Genomic DNA, 16,884 nt, shown 5'->3' with positions numbered 1-16,884 from the left:
GAGACCGTACCGGGTGACCCGATCAGTCAGCGTTCTTCGGGTCTCCGTGGCAGCGCTTGTACTTCTTGCCCGAGCCGCACGGGCACGGCGCGTTGCGCTCCACGTTGCCGTACGCCGCCCGCTCCTCCGACGTCGTCCGCACGCGTACGTGCTCGACCTGGCCCTGCTCGCCCGGCGCGGAGTACTCGAGCTCGGCCGGACGGTCGGGGCCGCGCAGGCCGCGCGCGATGATCGAGCGCGTCTCGGCGAGGACCGCGTCCTCCTCCTCGACGATCGGGTTCTGCTGCACCTCGACCTCGAGGTTGAACAGGAACCCGACGGAGTCCTCCTTGATGCCCTCGAGCATCGCCGAGAACATCTCGTAACCCTCGCGCTGGTACTCGATCTGCGGGTCCTTCTGCGCGTAGGCCCGCATGCCGATGCCCTCGCGCAGGTAGTCCATCTCGTAGAGGTGCTCGCGCCACTTGCGGTCGAGCACCGAGAGGATCACCCGGCGCTCCAGGTCGCGCATGGTCTCGGAGCCGAACTCCTCCTCGCGCTTGGCGTAGGCGGCGAGCGCGTCGGCCTTGACCTTCTCACTGATGAGCTCGGCGCTCAGCTCCTCGCGGGTGCCGGCCTCCTCGACGAGGTCATCGATGCGCACGGACACCGGGTAGAGCTTGCCGAACGCCGTCCACAGCTTGTCGAGGTCCCACTCCTCGGCGAAGCCCTCGGAGGTGGCGCCCCTGACGTAGCCGTCGACGACGTCGCCGATGAAGCCACGCACCTGCTCGTGCAGGTCGGCACCCTCGAGCACCTTGCGGCGCTCGGCGTAGATGACCTTGCGCTGGCGGTTCATCACCTCGTCGTACTTCAGAACGTCCTTGCGGATCTCGAAGTTCTGCTGCTCGACCTGGTGCTGGGCGGAGGCGATGGCCTTGGAGACGATGCCGGACTCGATCGGCTGGTCGTCGGGGATGTTGAGCCTGGTCATGATCATCTCGACCCTGGCCGAGTTGAACAGACGCATGAGGTCGTCGCCGAGCGACAGGTAGAAGCGGGACTCGCCGGGGTCACCCTGACGTCCGGAACGGCCGCGCAGCTGGTTGTCGATGCGGCGCGACTCGTGCCGCTCGGTGCCGAGGACGTAGAGACCGCCGAGCTGGCTGACCTCGTCGTGCTCGGCCTTGGCCGCCGCGCGCGCCTTCTCCAGCGCCTCGGGGTAGGCCTTCTCGTACTCTTCCGGCGTCTCGACCGGGTCGAGCCCGCGCTGGCGCAGCTCCTGGTCGGCGCGGAACTCGGAGTTGCCGCCGAGCATGATGTCGGTGCCTCGACCGGCCATGTTGGTGGCCACGGTGACGGCGCCCTTGCGACCCGCCTCGGCGATGATCGCGGCCTCACGCTCGTGGTTCTTCGCGTTGAGCACCTCGTGCGGCACGCCGCGCCGCTTGAGCGCCCTGGACAGCCGCTCGGACTTCTCCACCGAGGTCGTGCCGACGAGCACGGGCTGGCCCAGCTCGTAGCGCTCCTTGATGTCCTCCACGACCGCGTCGAACTTGGCGTCCTCGGTCTTGTAGACGACGTCGGGCTGGTCCTTGCGGACCATCGGCCGGTTGGTGGGGATCGGGACGACACCCAGCTTGTATGTCTTGTGGAACTCGTTGGCCTCGGTGACCGCCGTACCGGTCATGCCGGCCAGCTTCTCGTAGAGGCGGAAGTAGTTCTGCAGGGTGACCGTGGCGAGCGTCTGGTTCTCGTCCTTGATCTTGACGCCCTCTTTGGCCTCGATGGCCTGGTGCATGCCCTCGTTGTAGCGGCGACCGTGCAGGACGCGGCCGGTGAACTCGTCGACGATCAGGACCTCGCCGTCGGCGACGATGTAGTCCTTGTCCTTCTTGAACAGCTCTTTGGCCTTGAGCGCGTTGTTCAGGAAGCCGACGAGGTGGGTGTGCTCGGGCTTGTAGAGGTTGTCGATGCCGAGCCAGTCCTCGACCTTCTCGACACCGGCCTCGAGGATGCCGACCGTGCGCTTCTTCTCGTCGACGACGTAGTCGCCGGTGCTCTCCTCGCCCGGGTTCTTCGCCTCGACGCCCTTGCGCAGCCGCGGCACGATCTTGGCGAACTCGGTGTACCACTTGCCCGACTGCTCGCCAGGACCCGAGATGATCAGCGGCGTGCGGGCCTCGTCGATGAGGATCGAGTCGACCTCGTCGACGACGGCGAAGAAGTGGCTGCGCTGGACGCATTCCTCCAGCGACCAGGCCATGTTGTCGCGCAGGTAGTCGAAGCCGAACTCGTTGTTGGTGCCGTACGTGATGTCGGCCTGGTACTGCTTGCGCCGCTCGTCGGGCTGCTGGCCGGCGATGATGCAGCCGACCTCGAGGCCGAGGAACCGATGGACGCGCCCCATCGTCTCGGCGTCGCGCTTGGCCAGGTAGTCGTTGACGGTGATGACGTGGACGCCCTTGCCTGCCAGGGCGTTGAGATACGCCGGCAGCGTACAGGTCAGCGTCTTGCCCTCACCGGTCCTCATCTCGGAGATGTTGCCCAGATGGAGGTTGGCGCCGCCCATGATCTGCACGTCGTAGGGCCGCTGGCCGAGCACGCGGCGCGCGGCCTCGCGCACGGTCGCGAACGCCTCGGGAAGCAGATCGTCGAGCGTTTCGCCGTCCTTGTAGCGCTGCTTGAACTCGTCCGTCAGCGCTCGCAACTCCGAGTCGGACAGGCTCGTGAAGTCGTCCTCGATGGAGTTGACCTGGTCTGCGATCCGCCTGAGCTTGCGCAGGATCTTGCCTTCGCCGGCACGTAGGATCTTGTCGAGAATGGCTGCCACTTTATGTAAAGCTCCTCGCAGGTCTACCCCGGCGGCGCCGCCAGGAGGAGAGGCCGAGACAAACTTCCCCGCCTGCCATCGTAGGCGGTTCTGCAACCACACACAGCCACCGTGCCGACGAGGGCATCACCCCTGTCTGGGAGAATGGGGTAAGGCAGAGGGTATGCCGGTTGACAGCCGGCTCGCACGGATAAGCGGGATGACCGGCAAAGGAAGGATGCAGTGATGGTTGAGGGGAAGAAGTCGGAGCAAACCGAGCACCTGGGCAGTCACGGAGGACGCGCGTCCTCGTGGCTCTCGGTCGCCGTGATGCTGGTGGGCACGATCGTGGCGGGCTTCGGGCTGACGGCCTCAAACTGGATGCTGGTCTGGATCGGCGCCGGGCTGTTCGTCGTCGGCGGAATCCTTGCCCTCGTCTTCGATATCTTCACCGACGTCGTGATCGACGCCCCGCGTGTGGGCTTGCGCGCTGAAGATCACCGCTGAGTCGCACTCGGTCGGCGGGCTCCCTTCACAGGGCAGCCCGCCGTTTTCATGTCCGCCCCACCTTCACAACCATCCAAAACCTTCGCTACACCCCACCCCGGGCGTGTCGCCCTCCGACCTGAACCCCCGCGCCACCCATGCACGCCCTCCCCTGACCCCGCCCACAGCCTCCCCCACTCCCCCGCCGTTGCCGGTCCCCCCACGCCTACAGCCGCTCCCCGGCTGCTTGCCTCCCGCAGCAACCCCACCGCGCCGCACCACCCGCCACCGGAGAGAGGCGGCCCTGCCGGGGCGATAGGCCGCGACGCAGCGCCCCACGCCTGCAGCCGCTCCGCCGCTGCTTACTTCCCCCACAGCCAACCCCGCCCGCGAGGCGACGCGGTGGCGGTCGCCGCGGTGCTACGCGCGGCACGGCGTCGGGGAGGCGGTTCTGCCGGCAGCGATCACCGCAACCCTGCACCCGCTACGCAGCGGCGAGGGCCGCCGCGGAGGGCTTGTCGGCAGCCCTCGCCGCAACACGACGCCCGTCACCGGCGGGACGGCCGTCGCACGACCCGGTTCCGTCAGGGGCAATCGTCACGACCCAGCACCCATCACCCGCCGGACGGCCATAGAGAGAGGCCGTCTGCCAGGAGCAGACGCCGGAACACGACGCCGTCACCGGTGGGACGGCCGTCACGGGAGGCGGTTCTGTCGGGGCGGTGGCCGCGGCGCCCGCCACCGGCGGGACGGCGACAGAGGGAGGTGGCCTGTTGGGAGGAGTCGTCGTGACGCTCAGGGCTGACGGGGCGGCCGTCCCGGTGGGGAGGAGTCGTCGCGACGCTCAGAGCTGACGGGGCGGCCGTCCTGGTGGGGAGGAGTCGTCGCGACGCTCAGGGCTGAAAAGGCGGCCGTCCCGGTGGGGGGTGGTTGCTGTGGCACGGGTCTGTCACTGGGGGAGGTCGTTGAGGGGGCGGTTTTTGTCGGGGGTGGTCAGTAGATTGCACGCATGGACCGCCGTACGGATTCGCAGCCATGATCGATCTCACCGCCGACGAGGCGCGCCGGGTCATCCTGCGCGCGCAGGGGCTGCTCGGCGCCGACGCCCGCAAGGGCGGCACGCAGCAGATGCTGCGCCGCCTGGGCGCCGTACAGCTCGACACGATCTCCGTCCTGGCCCGTTCGCACGAGTTGGTCGCCTATGCCCGCCTGGGCGCGGTCGGCCGGTCGGCGGTCGAGCAGGCCTACTGGCACAACCCGGCGCGCAGCTTCGAGTACTGGTGCCACGCCGCCTGCATCCTGCCCATCGAGCACTGGCCGCTCTACGCCTTCCGCCGCCGCGCCTACCGCGACCGCCGCCAGCGCTGGCACCAGGTGCCCGACGGCGTCGACAAGCTCCTCGACCAGGTCCGCGACTCCGGCCCGCTGACGACCTCCGACGTCGGCGGGGCCAAGAACGGCGGCCCGTGGTGGGACTGGTCCGACTCCAAGATCGGCCTGGAGTGGCTGCTCGACATCGGCGAGCTGGTCTGCACCCGCCGGGTCGGCTGGCGCCGCGTCTACGACCTGGCCGAGCGCGCGGTCCCCGCCGACGTCCGCAACGACGACCTGTCCGACGACGAGTGCATCACCCGCCTGGCCGCGATCGCCGGTCGCTCGCTCGGCGTGGCCACCCGGGCCGATCTCGCCGACTTCATGCGCGTGACCGGCCACCGCGCGCAGATCCTCGACGAGGCGCTGCTCAGCGGCGCCTCGGGGCTGGTGCCCGTCACCGTCTCCGGCTGGCCGCGGGGCGGCAGGACGGGCGCGTGGGCCGACCCCGCCGCCGTCGCCTCCGAGCCGCGCGGCCGCCACCGCACCACGCTGGTCTCGCCGTTCGACTCGCTGATCTGGCATCGGGGCCGCACGCAGCGGGTGTTCGACTTCGTCTACAAGCTGGAGCTGTACGTCCCCAAGCACAAGCGGGTGCACGGCTACTTCACGATGCCGGTGCTCTCCGGGGGCCGGCTGATCGGCCGCGTCGACCCGGCGCGCGAGGGCTCCACCCTCGTGGCCCGGCGCGTGACGCTCGAGCCGGGGCTCTCACCGGCCAAGTGGGCCGGCGCGGTGCGCGAGGCCCTGTGGTCGGCCGCCAGCTGGGTCGGCTGCGACGACGTACGCGTCGAGATCGCCGACCCGCCCGAGCTGCTTCCCCTGCTCAACGCCTGAGAGCGGCGGCCCGCACGGCCGCCCCCCCGGCGGTCAGGTGATCTCGAGCATGCGCTCCCTGACCGCGTACACGACGGCTTCCATCCGAGAGTGCAGCTGCAGCTTGTCGAGGATGTTGCGGACGTGGTTCTTCACGGTGTTCTCGGAGATGAACAGTTGCTTGGCGATCTCGCGGTTGTTCATGCCCTTCGCCACCAGCCGCAGGACCTCCATCTCGCGGTCGGTCAGGCGCGGCGCGGGCAGCTGTGGCGGCCGTTCGGCCTCTTTACGGCTCATGGACGCGAACTCGTTGATGAGCTTCGCCGCCATCGCCGGGTTGATTAACGACTGGCCCTCGTGCACGCCGCGCACCGCGTCGGGGACGTCGTTGATCTGGACGTCCTTCAGCAGGTAGCCGGTCGCGCCCGCCTTGATCGCCTCGAACAGGTCTTCTTCCTCGTCGCTCACCGTCAGCATGATGATGCGGGTGCTGGGGACGGAGGCCTTGATGCCCTTCGTCGCCTCGATCCCGTCGCGGCGGGGCATGCGGACGTCCATGAGGGCGACGTCCGGCATGAGGCGGTCGGCCAGTTCGACCGCCTCATGTCCGTCACTCGCCTCACCGACCACCTCGATGTCGGGCTCAGCGGCCAGCGCCAGTGCCAGGCTCCGCCTGATCAGTTCGTGATCGTCCACGATCAGTACGCGGATCGGTTCGCTCGCAGACGCGCGGGACTCGCCGGATTCCGTCACGAGGCCTCCTTGATCCGCCTCGCGACCGCCGTTCCCTCGCTTCGCTCGCTCACCTGCACCTGACTGAGCTCGCTCACGTCTCCTCCTCGTCGGGGGCCAGAGCCGTTGAACCGCCATGATGGCACGTGGCCGCGGTTCTCGGGTGGTCGAGAAGATCTTTTTCAGCGCGCGATCAGGGCTCTACGAGTCGCAGCACGCCGTAGTTGTACCCGCGCCTGTTGTAGACGACGCTGGGCAGGCCGCTCTCCTTGTCCCGGAAGAGGTAGAAGTCGTGACCGACGAGTTCCATCTCCAGCAGGGCCTGGTCGATGGTCATCGGCTCGGCCTTGTGGAACTTCTCCCGGACGATGAGCGGCCCTTCGCCGTCCATCTCGATCGGGACGATGTCGTCGTAGGTCTTGTCGCTCGCCTCGTACGTGTCCTCCTCGGGCGCCCTCTCGGGGGCGGCCGGACGCTTGCGGGAGGTGGTGGCGTTCGCGGTGCCCGGGAGCGTCGCGGTGATCTCCGCCACCGAGGGCGGGCAGTGGTTGCCGTGGTGGACCTTGCGCCGATCGGCCACCCGGCGCAGGCGGCCTTCCAGTTTGTCGAGAGCGAGGTCGAGGGCTGCGAATCGGTCGTCGGCCGACGCCTCGGCCCGGATGGCCGGTCCTCGGGAGTGAATGGTGAGCTCGACGCGTTCGCGCTGATCGGCGAGCCGCGGATTGCGCTCCTTGGACACCTCCACGTCCACTCGGATGAGCTTGTTGTCCAGACGTTCGATCCTGGCCAGCTTGGTCGCCACCTGGTCGCGGAACCGATCACTCACACCTGTGTGCCGGCCCTTGACGATGATGTCCATGCAGCAGCCCCCCTTCGTCTAACGACTGAGCATGAGCGCCCGGCGAACAGCGTGCCGGACGGGGTTCGCTCGTTGCTTGTTCTTCACCGTTCCCCCTTCCGACGTGGAGACACCGGGTTCTCTGATGGCACCCGCCCGGCCGACCTGGTCTTCGACCCCACATTCGCCTGCTGAGGATTTCGCGGCACTCTTGCCACTACTGCCCTTCTCTTCTGACGAGGGACATCCGGACCCTCGGGAAGGCAGGACTTACTCCTAAGCCGCACCGTGATCGGTCGACAAAGAGTCGCCTTACGTGGACCGTTTTGCCTGCGGCTGGCATCGGCTAGCAGAGCCGGGAACCCCGACCCTGCGCAACCACGGACCCGAACGGGTGCCATGTCAGAACGCTATCCGTATCCAGGGCGAATGTCAGCCGGAGGGTTGGCCGTTGGATCACTTTCCGTGAGGTTCGCCGGGGCCGGTAAGCGGCCCACCATGTCCGGTTCAACAGCGGACGCCCGTTATGTGGAGTCGCTCTGGCCTGCCCCATCAGGCCGGGTCCACCTACGGAGGTAGAGACATGTGGCCTGTGAGTCAGGGCCCTGTCGCGGGTCTGATTTCACACACAGTCACCGTAATGTCTTCCAAGATATTCGGCGTGTCGCGCCCACCGTGACCGCGGCGGGAACCGCGACGCCCGCCGCGCGCAGCGCCCCTGCCGCTTCGGCGAGCGTGGCCCCTGTCGTGACGACGTCGTCCACGAGCAGCGCAGCGCGCGCTGGAGGGCTTTTCGCGGCGGGGCCTACCTGGAGTGACCCCTTGAGGTTGGCGAGCCGTTCCGTGGAGCTCAGGCCCGCCTGGTCGGCCACGCCGCGCGCGTGCCGCAGCGCCGGCCACGGGCGGGCGTCGAGGCCGAGGGCCCGCAGGCGCCGGGTGAGCAGGACGGCCAGCCGCCCCACGGCGTCGTGCCCCCGCGCGCGGACGCTCCGCCGGGAGCTCGGCACCGGCACGACCGCGAAGCGCCCACCGGCCCACGCCCCGTGCCCCGGGACGCGGGCCGCCGCGACGGCCGTGACCGTGAGAGCCTCGGCCAGCACCCCAGCCAGCGTCACCGCGCCCCGCTCCTTGTACGCCACGATCGCCGTACGGACGGCCCCCTCGTAAGGAGCGGCCGACCAGCAGTCGGGCAACCCGGCAGGCCCAGGACGGGGCCCCCGCCGCGCAGGCGCACCGGTCAGCACGCCCAGGCACCCCGCACAGAACGAGGCCCCCCTGCCCCCACACCCCACGCAGGCAGAGGGCAACAAAAGATCAAGCAACCCCAGCACACCCCCACCTTGCCGCTCCCCACCGACATTTCCGGGTGGGGGCGAAGAGGGGGTGCCGGCGCTCCTGGGTCAGCCCAGGGGGAAGAGGGGGGTGCCGGCGTTGGAGTCGATCTGGGGGGTCCAGGTCTGGCGGTCCTGGTTGAGTTCGAGGATCTTGGTGCCCTTCTCGGTCGTCGCCGCGGCCAGGACGCGGTCGTCCAGCGCCGTCACCGACTCCAGCCGGTCCTTCAGCGGCACGCCCACGGTCTCACCGTCGCCGACGTTGATCTCGTTGAGTATCTGCCCGTCCTTGCTCTGTGCGAGCACGAGCAGGTGCTCGTCGTCGGCCCACGCCACGTCGGTGATCTCGAAGCCCACCTCGGTGGTGGTGAGCAGCTGCAGGTTGCCCAGCACGAGCCCGGGGCCCTCACCGGTGAGCGCCCCGACCTGGACGGTGTTCTTGCCGGTCGTCACCGCCACCCGGACGCCGTCCCTGGCGATCCGCAGCCGGGTGACGTCGAGCCCGTCGAGCTTCGGCGCGGACACCCGCTGCGGCCCGCGCCCGGCGGCCGGGTCGTACCGCAGCAGGACGTCGGCATCGCGGTCGTACGTCCACACGGACCCGTCGCGGTGCCAGGTCGGCGCCGTCAGCTTCTCGCCGTGGATGACCTCCTGCCAGCGTCCGCCCTGCGTGAGGGGGGCCATCGAGATGCCGGTCGAGGTCACCGCCGCGACCAGCGCGGTGCTCTCCTTGGACAGCGCGAACTTGGAGTACCCGCCGCGCGGCTCCCCTGCCGCCCCTGGCACGTACGCGCCGGAGGTGTCCTTGCCGAGGTAGCGGATGGCGCCCTGGCTGACGTAATAGGCGCTGTCGCCGCTGTCGTCCAGCCAGTGCTCGTCGGAGCCCGGCCGGTCGACGGAGTACTGCTCGCCGTCGACCTGGAGCTCGATGGTGCGGCCCTTGGCCACGTCGTTGTTGTTCAGGGTGTACCTGATCTGCGCCCGCACCGCGTCCTCGGCGCTGAGGTCGAGCGGGTCGAGCGGGCCGGACAGGTTGATCACGACGCGTTCCTCGCCCGACGTGACCGACTCGATCGTGGTGCCGATCGGGAAGCTGGTGGAGACGGCGTCCTTCAGTGCCTCGGTCGGGGGCTTCAGCAGCCGTTCCAGCACGGTCTGCGCGAAACGCTCCCCTGGCTTCATCCGCAGGCGGACGCGGTCGACGACGAGGCGGTCCTCGGTGCTGCGGTTGAGGTAGTAGAGGTTCGTCGACCGGTAGGCCCGTTCGACGTCGGAGCTGGTGAGCAGCAGCCCCTGGGGCAGCGCGTTGACGCGGTACCCGCCGTCCTTCGCCTTGACCAGCTCGTACGGCCGCTCCCACTGCCCCGCCGCGGGCACGTACGAGTCGTCCTCCTTGATGGTGGCGACCGAGCTGCCCTTGAGCGTGACGGTCTGGACGATCTCGCTGCCGTCGCCCGGCGCGGGCAGGGCGACCGTGAACGCGTCGTCGATCACCGTCACCGGGCCCGCGGGGCTCCACGTGGCCCGCGCCGTGGGGGTCAGGTATTCCAGCACGACCGACGAATCATCGGGGTAGGCCGCCATGGCGGCCTGCAGTCCGCGGATCGTGTCCTCGATGCCCCATTCCGGCCGCGGCCCGATGGGGATCAGGCGCTGGAACGGCTTGCCCAGCGGGTCGCCCGCGCTGATGTCGTTCAGCGTGACAGGGCCGGTGGGCGGTATCACGGTGCACCCGGTGCCCGACCACGCCAGGAGGGCCATGATGGCCGCCACCAGGCCGAGCCGCTCAGTCCTCCGCATGCCCGGCCCCGTCTCCTCCGAGCGCGGGCAGCAGCACCGGCGTCATGGCGGTGCGCCACGTACGCCGCATCTCGATCTCGGGTGGCACCAGCGGCAGCGGCGAGCCCTTCAGGTCGGTCCCCGCGGTGCGCGGCAGCGTCAGCCTGAACTGGGAGCCCTCACCGGGCTGCCCCCAGGCCTGCAGCCAGCCGCCGTGCAGCGTGGCGTCCTCACGGGAGATGGCGAGCCCGAGCCCGGTGCCTCCGATGGTGCGCGCCCGCGACGGGTCGGCCCGCCAGAAGCGGTCGAACACCATGGTTTCCTCGCCGGGCTTGAGGCCGATCCCGTGGTCGCGTACGGCGATCGCCACGGCGTCGCGGTCGGCGCCCACGGTGACCACGATGTCACGGCCCTCGCCGTGCTCGATGGCGTTGAACAGCAGGTTGCGCAGGATGCGCTCGACCCTCCGGTTGTCGATCTCCGCCATGCACGGCTCGTTGGGCAGCCGCAGCTCGAAACGGGTGGCGTGGCGTTCGGCCAGCGCCTCGGAGTCGCCGATGGCGCGCAGCACCACGTCGCGGACGTCGACCGGCTCGAGGTCGAGCGTGGCGGCGCCGGCGTCGTAGCGGCTGATCTCCAGCAGGTCGGCCAGCATCGACTCGAATCGTTCCAGCTGGTTCTGCATGAGCTCGGCCGAGCGGGCGGCCATCGGGTCGAAGTCCTCGCGGGCGTCGTACAGCAGGTCGGCGGCCATGCGGACGGTGGTCAGCGGCGTGCGCAGCTCGTGGGAGACGTCGGAGACGAACTGCCGCTGGACGTGCGAGAGCTCCTCCAGCTGGTGGATCTTCAGCGCGAGGTTGGCCGCCATCTCGTTGAACGAGTTGGCCAGCCGGGCGAGGTCGTCCTCGCCGCGCACCTTGAGGCGTTCGTCCAGCTTCCCCGAGGCGAGCCGTTCGGCGGCCTGGCGGGCGAGCCGTACGGGGGTGACGACCTGGCGGGTGACGAGGTAGGCGATGGCGGCCAGCAGCAGTACGAGCCCGAAACCCACCACGACGATGGCGAGCCGGACGTTGACCAGCAGCTCCTCTTCCTCGTTGAACGGGAAGAAGTGGTAGACCTCGTAGTTCTGGCCGTTCGCGGGCACGTGGACGACGCCACCGACGACGTACGTGAGCCGGGCCTGGCTCGCGTCGGCGAACTTGATCTTCTCCATGTAGCCGAGGGCGGGCTTGTCGTACTGCTGCTCGCGGATGTTGCGCTGCACGCCCGCCTGCAGGCTCGCCGGCACGTCCTCGGGCACGACGCTGCCCGAGCCGCGCGACGCGCCGGGCAGGCTCCGGTTGAGCACCAGCACGTCGTAGCGCTTCTGGGTGCCGCCGGCGCCCGCGCCCGTGACGGCGTTCATGACCGCGTCGAGCGGGTTGGCCGAGCCCTGCTGGCCGCCGTCGGCGGCCTTGGCCTGGTCGGCGACGTTGGGGGCGAGCGCGTCGGCGATCTGCAGCCGGTCGGCGAACGCCTCACCCACGGACGTCTTCTGGCTGCCCTCCACGACCGACTTGTTGATCTGCCCGAACAGGAAGGTGCCCAGCACCACCACGACGATCACCGAGATCACCATCGTGCTGGTGACGACCTGGAGCTGCAGTGAGCGCCGCCACCCGCTGCGCGCCGCCCCCGCCGCACGACGCACCCGCCGACGGACACCGGCCAGTATCTGGCGGAACGTCCGTCGGGAGTGGCGTCTCTTCGTCGGGGGCATGGCGGGGCAGAGGGAGGATCAGGCCGGGCCGGCTTTGTAGCCCACGCCGCGGACCGTGACCACGATCTCGGGGTGCTCGGGGTCCTTCTCGATCTTGGCCCTGAGCCGCTGGACGTGCACGTTCACCAGGCGGGTGTCGGCGGCGTGGCGATAGCCCCACACCTGCTCCAGCAGCACCTCGCGGGTGAAGACCTGACGCGGCTTGCGGGCCAGCGCCACGAGGAGGTCGAACTCCAGCGGCGTGAGGTTGATCGTCTCGTCGCCCCGCTTGACGGAGTGCCCGGCCACGTCGATGGTGATGTCGCCGATCTGCAGGATCTCGGGGGTCGGCTCGTCGGTACGGCGCAGCCGCGCCCGCACCCGCGCCACGAGCTCCTTCGGCTTGAACGGCTTGACAATGTAGTCGTCGGCGCCCGACTCCAGGCCCAGCACCACGTCGATGGTGTCACTCTTCGCGGTGAGCATGACGATCGGAACCCCCGACTCAGCCCTGATCCTGCGGGCGACGTCGATGCCGTCCGCGCCGGGCAGCATCAAGTCGAGCAGCACCAGGTCCGGGCGTGTATCCCGGAACGCGTCGAGGGCCTTGTCGCCGTCGGAGACAAATGACGGCTCGAAGCCTTCCCCTCGCAGCACGATCCCCAGCATCTCGGCGAGAGCGGCGTCGTCGTCAACGACCAGCACGCGACCTTTCATGGCCCCTCATTCGTTCTACGCATTGTGGGACATACCCGCACGATCGCTGTAGGTTACCCTCGGCGGACCCATGTGTGACACATGAGCCTACGAGAGACGAACGTGAAAGCCCGCCTCGCGCGATCGTTCTCCTCAGTCTGCGGTAACAGAGCGACTTTCTGCCATCCCTGTAAGCGAACCTTGTCCACATTCGCCCGGGATTGCAGGCGAGAGCGGACGCCGAAACTCCTCTGTGACACCACGGCCCCGCCCAGCATGCCAGGATTGGGATATGTCAGACGGTCACGGTTCCCTGCCCGAGACGCCACCCGGCTGGTCGGCCGAACAGCCCCCGCCCTACAGCGCCCCGCCGGCCTCTCCGTGGACCGCACCCGGCTCACCGCAGCAAGGGCTCGCCGGCCAACCGTACGAGCAGGCGCCCGCGACACCGCGTCCACCTTATCCGGGTCACCCGTACGGCCACGGCTACATGCCGCCACCGCCGGCTCTGCGGCCCGGCATCATCCCGCTGCGACCGCTGCGCCTCGGCGAGATGCTCGACGGCGCGATCAAGCTGTTCCGCTCCAACCCGAAGGCCGTGCTCGGCCTGTCGGCGGTGGCCGCCCTGGTGGTGTCGATCCCCGTCGCCGTCGCGCAGGGGTTCTTCTTCAACTCGGCCACCATCTACACCGACCCGGTGAACGCCACCCCCGACGACGTCTACGGCGCGATGGCCGGCCTGTTCGGCGGCAGTCTGGTCTCCCTCGCGGTGCAGTTCGTCGTGGTCACCATCCTGACCGGCGTGCTGACCCGCATCCTCGGCCGCGCCGTCTTCGGCGGCACCATGAGCGCCGCCGAGGCCTGGCGGCTGTCCAGGGGCCGGATGCCGGCGCTGTTCGGCGTGCTGGGGCTGATGGCGGTCATCATGGTGGCGCCGCTGATCGTCTTCGTGGTGCTCGTGGTGGCGGTCGTCGTGAGCGCCCCCGCCGAGATGATCGGCCTGGTCGACCTGGTGGTGCTGCTGATGCTGCCCTTCGGGTTCCTCTACTACATGTTCTTCAAGTCGCGCTTCGCGTTCGCCCCGGCCGCCGTCGTGCTGGAGGGCAGGGGCCCGCTCGACGCCATGCGCCGCTCGTGGCGGCTCGTGACCGGCGACTTCTGGCGCGTGTTCGGCATCGTGCTGCTCACCTGGGTCCTCTGCCTGCTCGTCTCCAACATCATCGGCTTCCCGTTCTCCCTGTTCGGCACGGCCGCCGGGGTGCTCGGCGGCACCACGGCGGTCACCGCCGTCGTCTCGGCCCTGTTCCTCGTCGTCGGCTACACGCTGAGCGCGATGCTCACCTATCCGTTCGAGGCGGCCGTGGCCGGCCTGCTGTACGCCGACCGGCGCATGCGCGGTGAGGCGTTCGACCTCGTCCTCCAGACGGCCGCGGTCGAGCAGCAGCGCCAGGGGTGGGTGCACGAGTCGGCCGACGACCTGTGGCACCCGTCCAACTCGGCCGGTTCGTGAGCCCGATCGGCAGGGACGAGGCGGCCCGCCAGGCAGCGACCGAGCTCCTCGACCCGAAATACCAGCACGAGTCGCTGCTCGACCTGGTCTACCGGCGGGTCATGCAGTTCCTCGGCGACCTCGCCGACGTGGCCACCGGCGGCGGCACGACCGGCGGCGTCATCGCCGCCGTGCTGATCATGTTGATCCTGCTCGGCGTGGTCTCCCTGGTCACCTGGCGGTTGCGGGCCACCTCGCGCCGGCGCTCCGCTGCGACGGGAGCGCTGTTCGGCGAGCGGACGCTGACCGCCGCCGAGCACAGGCGCGCCGCCGACGGGCTGGCCGCCGAGGGGCGCTGGGCCGAGGCCGTCCGCGAACGGCTCCGCGCCATCGCCCGCGACCTGGAGGACCGCGCGCTGGTCGACGGCATGCCGGGACGTACGGCCCACGAGCTCGCGGCCGAGGCGGCGAAGTCGCTGCCCTCGTTCGAGGCGGAGCTGGCGGGCGCGGCCCGGTCCTTCGACGACGTGACCTACGGCGGGGCGCCGGGCACCAGGGAGGCGTACGACGCGATGGCGTCGCTCGACACCCGCCTCCAGCAGGCCCGCCCCACCCTCACCACCACCGCGAGCGGCGCGTACGGCGGAGGGGCTTCGTGAGCGTGCAGGCGCGTCCCGAGCAGGGCGCGGGGTCGTACCCCAGTTCCCCCACCGTGCGCTCGGCCTGGCGCTCGGCGCGCGGCGTCGTGCTGGTGGGCGTCCTCGTCGTGCTCGTCTCCGCGGTGACCCTGCTGATCCTGCCCGACCGGGGGCCGCAGCGCCGGCTCGACCCCGACGACACCTCGCTCGTGGGCTCAGGAGCGCTGGCCGCGCTGCTGCGCGAGCGCGGCGTCACGGTCGACCGGGTCGACTCCGCCGCGGCCGCCGCCGGGCGGGCCGGCACCGGTGACCGGCTCCTGCTGATCACCGACGCCACGTACGCCGACGAGTCCGCCCTGGCCCGCATCCCCGGCGACCGGCTCGTGGTCGGCAACCTGCCGGCGCTGTCCACCCTCGCCTCCGGCGTCCGCGTGACCGCCGCGGACGTGCGCTCGCGCGACCGCGACCCCGACTGCCGGCTGCCGGCCGCGACCGCCGCGGGGAGCGCCTACCTGGGCGGCCTTTCGATGACCGGGCCGAGGGGGACGACCGGCTGCTACCCGGCCGGCGACGGGCACCTGCTGGTCAGCTTCCCGAACGGCGGCGGCGTCACGACGGTCGTCGGCGACGGCTCCTTCATGACCAACCAGCGCCTGAGCGAGGGCGGCAACGCGGCACTCGCGCTCAACCTCGTCGGCTCCGCCAAGGCCGTCACGTGGCTGGTGCGTCCCGACGACCCGCCGCCCCTCGACCTCGCGGGCGAGCGCGGCCGCTCGCTGGAGGACCTGATGCCCGGCAGCATCCGCTGGGCGCTCGCCATGGCAGTCATCGCCCTCGCCGTCACCGCGTTCTGGCGGGGCAGGCGCCTCGGACCCGTGGTGACCGAGAAGCTGCCGGTCGTCGTCAGGGCCGCCGAGACGGTCGAGGGACGCGGGCGCCTCTACCGCGCCAGACGCGCCAGGCAACGCGCGGCCGACGTGCTGCGCGAGGGCACGATCGACCGGATCGTCCCCCGGCTCGGGCTGGTCGCGGGCGCCGGACGGCACGAGGTCGTCACCGCGCTGGCGGCCCGTACGGGGCTCGACCCGCAGGAGTTGATCGCGGCGCTCTACGGCCCCCCGCCCGCGGACGACGCCGGGCTCGTCGCGTTGGCCGGACACTTGTACTCCGTGGAAAGGCAGGTCAGTGAACTCTGAGGAGACGTACCGCGCGCCCGAGTCGGCCGACGCGGCCAGAGAGGCGCTGGCCGCGCTGCGCGCCGAGGTGGCCAAGGCCGTGGTCGGCCAGGACGCGGTGGTGACGGGGCTGGTCATCGCGCTGCTGTGCCGGGGGCATGTGCTGCTGGAGGGCGTGCCGGGCGTGGCCAAGACGCTGATGGCGCGTACGCTCGCCGCGGCGCTGTCGCTCGACTTCAAGCGGGTGCAGTTCACGCCCGACCTGATGCCGGGCGACGTCACGGGTTCGCTGGTCTACGACGCGAAGACCGCGGAGTTCGAGTTCCGCGAAGGGCCCGTGTTCACCAACCTGCTGCTGGCCGACGAGATCAACCGCACCCCGCCGAAGACGCAGGCTGCGCTGCTGGAGGCCATGGAGGAGCGCCAGGTCAGCGTGGAGGGCGCGGCGCGGCCGCTGCCCGAGCCGTTCGTGGTGTGCGCGACGCAGAACCCCGTCGAGTACGAGGGCACCTACCAGCTGCCCGAGGCCCAGCTCGACAGGTTCCTGCTCAAGCTGACCGTGCCGCTGCCGCCGCGCGAGCAGGAGATCGCGGTGCTCGACCGGCACGCGCGCGGCTTCGACCCGCGCGACCTGTCGCACGTCAAGCCGGTCGCCTCGGCCCACGACCTGGCCGCGGGGCGGGCGGCCGCCGCCGCGGTGCACGTGGCGCCCGAGGTGCTCGGCTACATCGTGGACGTCGCCCGCGCCACCCGCGTCTCGCCGTCGTTGCAGCTCGGCGTCTCGCCGCGCGGGGCCACGGCGCTGCTCGCCGCCGCGCGGGCGTGGGCGTGGCTGTCCGGGCGTACGTACGTCACTCCCGACGACGTGAAGGCTCTGGCCAGGCCCGCGCTGCGGCACCGCGTCCAGCTGCGGCCCGAGGCCGAGCTGGAGGGCGCGACCGCCGACGGCCTGCTCGACGGCATCCTCGCCTCCGTCCCGGTTCCGCGCTGATGACGGCGGCCTA

13 protein-coding genes are annotated in these 16,884 nt (G+C 70.4%); 6 read left to right on the top strand and 7 right to left on the bottom strand.

Annotated features, from left to right (window positions below; translation table 11 throughout):
* Positions 1-22 precede the first annotated feature (22 nt).
* Positions 23-2,812 (bottom strand): preprotein translocase subunit SecA, encoded by a 2,790-nt coding sequence (gene secA, locus BLR04_RS13615; RefSeq protein ID WP_090763627.1) that lies wholly within the window; start codon positions 2,810-2,812, stop codon positions 23-25.
* 225 nt (positions 2,813-3,037) lie between these two features.
* Between secA and BLR04_RS13610 the strand changes: the two genes are divergently transcribed.
* Together BLR04_RS13610 and BLR04_RS13605 are read left to right on the top strand one after the other, a co-directional pair.
* Complete coding sequence (locus tag BLR04_RS13610) at positions 3,038-3,298, top strand: HGxxPAAW family protein (protein WP_090763923.1); 261 nt, start codon at positions 3,038-3,040, stop codon at positions 3,296-3,298.
* 1,014 nt (positions 3,299-4,312) lie between these two features.
* The gene (locus tag BLR04_RS13605; RefSeq protein ID WP_090763624.1) at positions 4,313-5,485 is read left to right on the top strand and encodes a winged helix-turn-helix domain-containing protein; all 1,173 of its coding nucleotides are present in this window, start codon (positions 4,313-4,315) and stop codon (positions 5,483-5,485) included.
* 33 nt (positions 5,486-5,518) lie between these two features.
* Here BLR04_RS13605 and BLR04_RS13600 read toward each other — a convergent pair whose 3' ends face one another.
* The 6 genes from BLR04_RS13600 to mtrA form a co-directional block, all read right to left on the bottom strand.
* Entirely contained in the window at positions 5,519-6,217 is a 699-nt protein-coding gene (locus BLR04_RS13600) for a response regulator (RefSeq protein WP_090763621.1), read from the bottom strand.
* Positions 6,218-6,389: 172 nt separating this feature from the next.
* A complete protein-coding gene (hpf, locus tag BLR04_RS13595) occupies positions 6,390-7,055 on the bottom strand; it encodes a ribosome hibernation-promoting factor, HPF/YfiA family (protein ID WP_090763618.1) in 666 nt (221 codons plus the stop codon).
* Positions 7,056-7,666: 611 nt separating this feature from the next.
* Complete coding sequence (locus BLR04_RS13590) at positions 7,667-8,278, bottom strand: ComF family protein (RefSeq protein WP_176903066.1); 612 nt, start codon at positions 8,276-8,278, stop codon at positions 7,667-7,669.
* Positions 8,279-8,434: 156 nt separating this feature from the next.
* A complete protein-coding gene (locus BLR04_RS13585; protein ID WP_090763612.1) occupies positions 8,435-10,165 on the bottom strand; it encodes an LpqB family beta-propeller domain-containing protein in 1,731 nt (576 codons plus the stop codon).
* Entirely contained in the window at positions 10,152-11,903 is a 1,752-nt protein-coding gene (mtrB, locus tag BLR04_RS13580; RefSeq protein WP_090763609.1) for an MtrAB system histidine kinase MtrB, read from the bottom strand. The genes BLR04_RS13585 and mtrB overlap by 14 nt, the downstream gene beginning before the upstream one ends.
* Positions 11,904-11,921: 18 nt before the next feature.
* Positions 11,922-12,599, bottom strand: a complete 678-nt coding sequence (mtrA, locus tag BLR04_RS13575) for an MtrAB system response regulator MtrA (protein ID WP_090763607.1) — start codon at positions 12,597-12,599, stop codon at positions 11,922-11,924.
* A gap of 271 nt (positions 12,600-12,870) precedes the next feature.
* On the opposite strand from mtrA, the gene BLR04_RS13570 reads away from it, so the two are divergent.
* The 4 genes from BLR04_RS13570 to BLR04_RS13555 are packed head-to-tail and all read left to right on the top strand — an operon-like array spanning position 12,871 to position 16,871.
* A complete protein-coding gene (locus BLR04_RS13570; protein WP_176903065.1) occupies positions 12,871-14,088 on the top strand; it encodes a DUF7847 domain-containing protein in 1,218 nt (405 codons plus the stop codon).
* On the top strand, positions 14,058-14,726 hold the full coding sequence (locus BLR04_RS13565) for a DUF4129 domain-containing protein (protein WP_245740231.1): 669 nt from the start codon (positions 14,058-14,060) through the stop codon (positions 14,724-14,726). The genes BLR04_RS13570 and BLR04_RS13565 overlap by 31 nt, the downstream gene beginning before the upstream one ends.
* Positions 14,723-15,901: a DUF4350 domain-containing protein gene (locus tag BLR04_RS13560; RefSeq protein ID WP_090763604.1), complete on the top strand. Its 1,179-nt coding sequence runs from the start codon at positions 14,723-14,725 to the stop codon at positions 15,899-15,901. The genes BLR04_RS13565 and BLR04_RS13560 overlap by 4 nt, the downstream gene beginning before the upstream one ends.
* Positions 15,891-16,871: an AAA family ATPase gene (locus BLR04_RS13555; protein WP_090763601.1), complete on the top strand. Its 981-nt coding sequence runs from the start codon at positions 15,891-15,893 to the stop codon at positions 16,869-16,871. Before BLR04_RS13560 ends, BLR04_RS13555 begins: the two co-directional genes overlap by 11 nt.
* The last annotated feature ends 13 nt before the right edge of the window (positions 16,872-16,884 follow it).

The sequence above is a fragment of the Nonomuraea maritima genome (assembly GCF_900100395.1).
Lineage (GTDB): Bacteria > Actinomycetota > Actinomycetes > Streptosporangiales > Streptosporangiaceae > Nonomuraea > Nonomuraea maritima.
This window is presented reverse-complemented; position numbering and strand designations above follow the sequence as displayed.

What these genes read in the sequence shown, in the direction of transcription:
- BLR04_RS13610 (WP_090763923.1), top strand. Translation starts at nt 3,038, where the DNA reads ATGGTTGAGGGGAAGAAGTCGGAGCAAACCGAGCACCTGGGCAGTCAC.
- BLR04_RS13605 (WP_090763624.1), top strand. Translation starts at nt 4,313, where the DNA reads ATGATCGATCTCACCGCCGACGAGGCGCGCCGGGTCATCCTGCGCGCG.
- hpf (WP_090763618.1), bottom strand. Translation starts at nt 7,055, where the DNA reads ATGGACATCATCGTCAAGGGCCGGCACACAGGTGTGAGTGATCGGTTC.
- BLR04_RS13585 (WP_090763612.1), bottom strand. Translation starts at nt 10,165, where the DNA reads ATGCGGAGGACTGAGCGGCTCGGCCTGGTGGCGGCCATCATGGCCCTC.
- mtrB (WP_090763609.1), bottom strand. Translation starts at nt 11,903, where the DNA reads ATGCCCCCGACGAAGAGACGCCACTCCCGACGGACGTTCCGCCAGATA.
- mtrA (WP_090763607.1), bottom strand. Translation starts at nt 12,599, where the DNA reads ATGAAAGGTCGCGTGCTGGTCGTTGACGACGACGCCGCTCTCGCCGAG.
- BLR04_RS13570 (WP_176903065.1), top strand. Translation starts at nt 12,871, where the DNA reads ATGTCAGACGGTCACGGTTCCCTGCCCGAGACGCCACCCGGCTGGTCG.